Source organism: Salinibacterium sp., assembly GCF_031364185.1.
Lineage (GTDB): Bacteria > Actinomycetota > Actinomycetes > Actinomycetales > Microbacteriaceae > Rhodoglobus.
The window spans coordinates 36,837-43,114 of record NZ_JANLVV010000104.1 but is presented as its reverse complement, the minus strand read 5'-3'; the positions used below and the strand labels follow the sequence as shown (position 1 = coordinate 43,114).

The 6,278-nt window shown below is 66.3% G+C and carries 4 protein-coding genes; 2 read left to right on the top strand and 2 right to left on the bottom strand.

The features are described from left to right. Positions 1-73 precede the first annotated feature (73 nt). Positions 74-550: a hypothetical protein gene (locus tag RMN95_RS05115; protein ID WP_309615874.1), complete on the bottom strand. Its 477-nt coding sequence runs from the start codon at positions 548-550 to the stop codon at positions 74-76. 202 nt (positions 551-752) lie between these two features. On the opposite strand from RMN95_RS05115, the gene RMN95_RS05110 reads away from it, so the two are divergent. Further along, a complete protein-coding gene (locus tag RMN95_RS05110; RefSeq protein ID WP_309615873.1) occupies positions 753-4,361 on the top strand; it encodes a S8 family serine peptidase in 3,609 nt (1,202 codons plus the stop codon). On the opposite strand, the gene nagA is transcribed toward RMN95_RS05110, so the two are convergent. After that, the gene (gene nagA / locus RMN95_RS05105) at positions 4,358-5,524 is read right to left on the bottom strand and encodes an N-acetylglucosamine-6-phosphate deacetylase (protein WP_309615872.1); all 1,167 of its coding nucleotides are present in this window, start codon (positions 5,522-5,524) and stop codon (positions 4,358-4,360) included. The genes RMN95_RS05110 and nagA overlap by 4 nt on opposite strands. Positions 5,525-5,588: 64 nt before the next feature. Here nagA and RMN95_RS05100 point away from each other — a divergent pair, with 64 nt between their 5' ends. Beyond that, complete coding sequence (locus tag RMN95_RS05100; RefSeq protein WP_309615871.1) at positions 5,589-6,278, top strand: SGNH/GDSL hydrolase family protein; 690 nt, start codon at positions 5,589-5,591, stop codon at positions 6,276-6,278.

Genomic DNA, 6,278 nt, shown 5'->3' with positions numbered 1-6,278 from the left:
GGCACCAAGCTGTGCCGCGATCGGCTCGGCGGTGTCAACGTGCCAGGCAGTGCCGATCGCGTCGAACCGCACGCTAGGCGGCAGCGTCTGCCCTAATCGCGTCGACGGCGGAGTTGAATCCGCCACTGGTGAGTGAGGAGCCCGCGACCTTGCTGACGTTGATCGAGTCGATTTTTTTACCGACCACCTCGGCCGCGATTCCGCCGATGAACTCGCTCTGGTAGCGCTGCGAGTCGCGGCTCTCGCCGTTACCGACCACCTCGACTGCGGTGATGACGTCCCCGGCAAGAGTGATCGTGACATCCACGCTTTCGGTGCCGTTAGGGGACTGGTAGCTGCCGCTTTCGGTGTAGCTGCCGTCAACGTAGGCGCCTGCGCTGCTCGCGGGAGCAGCGCTCGCCGTGCTGGCGGGGGACGGGCTATTCGAACCCTCTGTGGGGGCAGTGCTCGGCGTAGCGTCGGCGGTTCCGCTGCAGCCGGCGAGGGCACCGACGAGTGAAAGGCCAGCGAATACAGCGACGGTGGGGCGTCTGATATGGCGTGCGCGCATGGGATCTCCTGGTCGGTGCGGGTCGTATCTCTAAGCATGTCCCTTCACCTGTGGGTTTGCTTGGAGGCACCTGGCCGGGTGCTGTTGCACGGCGTAAATTGGCGGCGGTCTACCCCATTTTGGGGGTGTTTTATGCACTAGGGTAGCGAAAGTGGGCTCAACCGCCTCCGGTGTGCCAAACCTTTAATGACGAAGGAATCCTGTGAGAACTCGAGTTGACCGTGCCGCCGCACGCCCCACCATCCGCTCGTTCATTGCGGCGTGTGCCACCGCCTCCCTCCTCGCAGCAGGTCTGGTGGCCGGCACTGCCGGGGCAGCACTGTCCGCTCCCGGAGGAAGTGGGCAGACCGCGCTCGAACCCGGCCGTTATATCGTCACCCTCAGTGACGCGGCCGTAGCGACGTACGACGGTGGCATCCCCGGGTATCCGGCCACCTCGCCTGATGGCGGCGATCAGCTCAACATGCGCCGTGCCCCGGCCCTCAAGTACAGCGACTACCTCACCGAAAAGCAGCAGGCCGTGGCGACCGCCGCGGGCGTGACGATCGATGCGTCGTACACGACCGCATTGAACGGCTTCTCGGCAGACCTCACGTCAGCCCAGGCCGCTCAGCTGATGGGAAACCGAGGCGTGATCGCGGTGACCCTCGACGAGATGAAGCACATCACGGCCGTTCCCTCCACCAGCTTCCTAGGCCTCGACGGCCCCGGTGGCGTATGGGAGTCGATCGGTGGAGCCGACCAGGCCGGCGATGGCGTCGTCGTCGGCGTGCTCGACACCGGCATTGCCGCCGAGAATCCGGCATTCACGGGACAGCCACTCGTCGGGTCCGCGGCGCCCGCGCCCTACCTTGACGGCCAGACGATCACGTTCGCCAAAAGCGATGGTGGAATTTTCCGCAGTGTCTGCCAGGCCGGGGAGCAATTCACCGCCAGCGACTGCAGCACGAAGGTCATCGGCGCGCGCTACTTCCTCAATGGTTTCGGGGCCAACCGCCTCGGAAACGCGGGCACCGGTCCCGGCGAATTCGTTTCCCCACGTGACGGCGACGGACACGGCTCGCACACCGCCAGCACCGCGGCAGGCAATGTGGCCACCCCCGCAACCGTCGGGGGAATCGACTTCGGCAGGATTACGGGTGTCGCTCCCGCGGCGAAGATCGCCGTCTACAAGGTCTGCTGGTCCGGGCCCGACCCCACGGTCACCACCGACGACGGCTGCACCACCACCGATCTGCTGGCAGCAATCGACCAGGCGGTCACCGACGGCGTCGACGTCATCAACTACTCCATCGGTGGGGGTGCGGCACAAACCACCTTCTCGCCGACGGATGAGGCGTTCCTCGGTGCGGCATCCGCGGGCGTGTTCGTGGCGGCATCCGCCGGAAACGATGGGCCCGCCGCGTCCACTCTTGACAACGCGAGCCCGTGGATCACGACGGTCGCGGCATCGACGATACCGTCGTACGAGGCTACGGCGACTCTGGGCGACGGCACGGCATTTGCCGGGGCATCCATCACCGTCAACTTCGACCTGGCCGCGACCCCACTGACCGGCGCTCTCGTGAACTCGACCGCGTATGCGGCCCCGGGGGTGACCGATGCCAATCTCTGTGGCCCCTCTTCGCTCACGACGGTGCCCCCCGGCACGATCGTGGTCTGTGACCGTGGCGTGTACAACCGGACGGCGAAGTCAGCGGAGGTCCTCCGGGCCGGCGGCATCGGGATGCTTCTCGTCAACCGCACCCCTGGCTCGATCGATACCGACCTCCACGCTGTGCCAACCGTGCACCTTGACTCTGTGTATCGCGCCCAGATCGTGGCCTACGCGGCAGCGCCCGGAGCGACCGTGACCTTTACGACGGGAAACCAGACGTCGTACACGCCGCCCGCACCCCAGGTGGCCGGCTTCTCGTCTCGGGGCCCGCTGCTGGCCGATGGCAGCGACCTGCTGAAGCCGGATATCTCGGCGCCGGGCGTGTCGATCCTTGCGGCCGGCCCCAACCAGGAGTCGACGGCCCCGACCTTCGAGTTCCTCAGTGGAACCTCGATGGCCGCCCCGCACATTGCGGGGCTTGCGGCGCTGTACCTCGGGGAGCGTCCGAACGCGACGCCGGCTGAGGTCAAGTCCGCGATGATGACCACGGCAGGTGACACTCTCGATGCAGCGGGAGCTGCTGTCAGCGATCCCTTCATCCAGGGTGCGGGTCAGGTTGATCCCACCCGATTCTTCGAGCCTGGGCTGCTCTATCTGAATGGCACGCCGGACTGGCTTGCCTACCTTCAAGCACTCGGTTACAACGCTGGCGTCGCGCCGGTCGATCCCAGCAACCTGAACCTCGCATCCATCTCCGTCGGCACTCTGACGGCGCCGGAGGCGGTCACCAGGACCGTGACGTCGACGCAGGCTGGCACGTTCACCTCAACCGTCGACGGCCTGAACGGCGTCACTGCCGTGGTCGAGCCCTCGACGCTCGAATTCGGTGCTGCCGGACAAACGGCGACATACACCGTGACCTTCGCACGCACGGACGCTGCGCTGGATGAGTTCGCCACCGGATCGATCACCTGGACCTCGGGTGAGACCACCGTCCGCAGCCCCATCGCGGTGCGGCCGGTCGCGATTGTGGCGCCCGCCGGTGTGGATGGCACGGGCATCACAGGATCGGTGGATGTCACGGTGACCCCGGGCGCCGATGGCGACATCCCGCTCGCGACATCCGGACTCAGCCTGGGTGTGCTGGTGCCCGACCCCAAGGGTGTCGAGACTGTGCACTCCGGCAGCGCTGTCACCGGCGGTTCCGGCGAGTACTTCGTCGATGTCCCGGCCGGTGCTGAGTTCGCGAGGTTCGATCTCGATGCCATCGACAACACCACAGATCTGGACCTCACCGTGAACCAGCTCGATGCCGACGGAAAGCCGGTGATGGCGTGGAAGTCGGCGACAGGATCAGCCGATGAGCGAGTCGATCTGATCGCACCCGAAGCCGCACGGTACCAGGTGCTGGTCGACGTGTTTGCGGCGGCCGGTGGAACTGCATGGGATCTGACGGTCACCTCAGTGGTTGCGGGTGGTGCGCCTCTCACGCTCACTCCGCCCGTGCTCGCTGGTGTACAGGGCACCCCGGTGACGTTCGTCGCGTCGTGGGCCGACCTGGTGCCCCAGTCGACCTATCTCGGCATCGTGAGCTACGGCACCACGGGGCGTTACACCGCCGTCCAGGTGAAGACGGGTGAGGCTCCACTGCCGAGTGCACCGCTCAACCTCGTCGCTCCGGCCATCACGGGTGCCGCGGATGTCGGCAATAAACTCGCGGCGTCGCCGGGGGAATGGGACACCGCGGGGCTCACGTTCGCCTACCAGTGGCAGTCGAATGGGGTTGACCTTGCAGGCGCCACGGCATCTGCATACACGGTTGTGAAAGGTGACCAGGGCAATAAACTCGCCGTCGTTGTGACGGCGAGCGCCGCGGGCCTTCCGCCGGGAACTGCCACCTCGGAGGCCGTGACGGTGCGCTACGAGTCGACTACAGCATTGTCTCTGAGCCGCCGGGTGTTTTTCTCCTGGCAGTCGTCTACGGCAAAGGTGGCGGTAACGTCCTTAGCCGCTTCGGCAGCCACCGGGAACGTGAAGCTGACCATCAACGGCCGCACCACGACCACCCCGCTTACGCTCGCGGCCGACGGGACGGTGAGCTATAAGCTGCCAAAACTGACGTCGGGCGTGTACGTCGTGAAGGCGGCCTACGAGGGTGACGGCGCTGTAGCTGGTTCGGTCAGCTCGACGAAGCTCATTTGGGTGATCTTCTAGGCCGGTGAGGGGGTCGTCTGGAGCCGGTGCCCATCGGCCCAGACGCCCGTCACGTTCCAGGCACTGTCGAGCAGCACGGCGTCCGCGGCAAAACCCGCGGCCAGCAGCCCATGTCGGTGATCGAGCCCGAGCGCTTGAGCAGGGGTGAGGGTCAGCGCGGCGACGGCATCCGCGGGGGAAATCCCGGCCACGGTGATGGCGGTGCGCAACGCTGCATCCTGGGTGAGGGTGGATCCGGCAATGGTGTCAGTGCCACGCAGCATTGCTAGCCCACCGCGCACGTCGACGGCGAGGGAACCGAGGGTATAGTCGCCGTCCCCGAATCCTGCGGCGGCCATGGCGTCGGTCACCAGCGCAATACGACCGGGCGCTGCCCCGAACGCCAGGCGCGCGACGCGTGGGTGCACGTGGGTGCCGTCAAGGATCACCTCCAGTGTCACTCGCAGGTCGTCGAACGCCGCGATGACCGGCCCCGGCGCCCGGTGATGGATGCCCGGCATGGCGTTGAACGCGTGCGTCAGGATTCTCGCGCCCCGGTCGAACGCCTCGTGCGCGAGCCGCTCGTCGGCGGTCGTGTGCCCGATCGCCACGGCAACTCCGGCCTCGACGAGCACATCCACGCTCTCGAGTGCCCCGGACAGTTCGGGCGCGATGGTGATCTGCCGCAGGGTTCCCCGCGCGGCGTTCAGCAACTCCTCGACTAGCGCCGGGCTCGGCTCGCGGAGATACTCGGGGTGGTGGGCGCCACGATTGGCGGGCGAGAGAAACGGACCTTCCAGGTGTGAGCCGAGGATGAGGGGATCTGACACGGAGAGATCCGCAATCCTCTCGAGGCTTGCGAGCATGGCGGGGAGCGGGTTCGCCACAAGGCTCAGCACCGAGCGGGTGGTGCCGTGCGCACGGTGGGTGGCGAGGACGGCGAGGATGTCGTCGGCTCCGCCGTCGAAGGAGTGCCCGCCGCCGCCGTGCCCGTGGAGGTCGATGAAGCCGGGCACGAGCCAGTGTCCGTGAGCATCAACGATGCGGGTGCCCCCGGTCGTGGCATCCGGGACGCGGCCGCTACCGGTTTCGGTGATGACGCCGTCGGCGGCGAGCATCCAGAAATCGTCAACCTGGCCGCGGGCGTCGAGTCCCCTCGCACCGTGAATCAGCAGTTCGGCCACCGGCCCAGCCTAGCGAGAGCGCGAATTTCCCACCCGGTTGGCCGGCGGTGTCGAAGAGAAGGGCATGGGCTCTCGCAAAACTGTCATTGTCGCCGTGGTGTCTGCCATCCTCGCCATCACGTCGGCCGTGTCGCTGCTGGGGTGCGCTCCGGCGTCACTGCCCGACCCGCCCGAGAAGCCCCGCGACCCGAATGCGACTCGGGTAGCGTTCTACGGGGATTCGTACACGCTGGGCACCGGCGCAACCGAACAGTCACTCCGGTGGTCGACCATCGTCTGCGATCAGCGCGGCTGGAGCGAGTTCAACCCGAGCGTGAACGGCCTCGGCTTCATCAATAACCGATCCATCTTCGGAAACGGTGATGCGCCCAGCCAGGTCATCGATGACGATCCCGACATCGTGTTCATCACCATGGGCCTCAACGACAATTTCAGTTTCGCTGGTAAGGCCGACGAGATCAGGCACCAGATCACCAGCGATTTCGACAGGATGAGGTTGGCTCTGCCCGACGCCCGGTTCATCGTGGTCGAACCGTTCTGGTACATGGATGAGCGGCCCGCGTCGGTGCAGATCATCATCAGCTGGGTTCGGGATGCGGCCGCCGTGATCGACGCGGACTACATCCCGGGTGCGTCGCGCTGGATCGAGGGCCACCCTGAGTGGATGGCCGGTGACGGCCTACATCCGAATGACGAAGGCTATGCCGAGATGGCCGTGCGAATGAACGAGAAGCTCGCGGGGATGGGGCTCTGA

Coding starts and splice junctions, on each gene's coding strand:
- RMN95_RS05115 (WP_309615874.1), bottom strand. CDS start 550: ATGCGCGCACGCCATATCAGACGCCCCACCGTCGCTGTATTCGCTGGC.
- RMN95_RS05100 (WP_309615871.1), top strand. CDS start 5,589: ATGGGCTCTCGCAAAACTGTCATTGTCGCCGTGGTGTCTGCCATCCTC.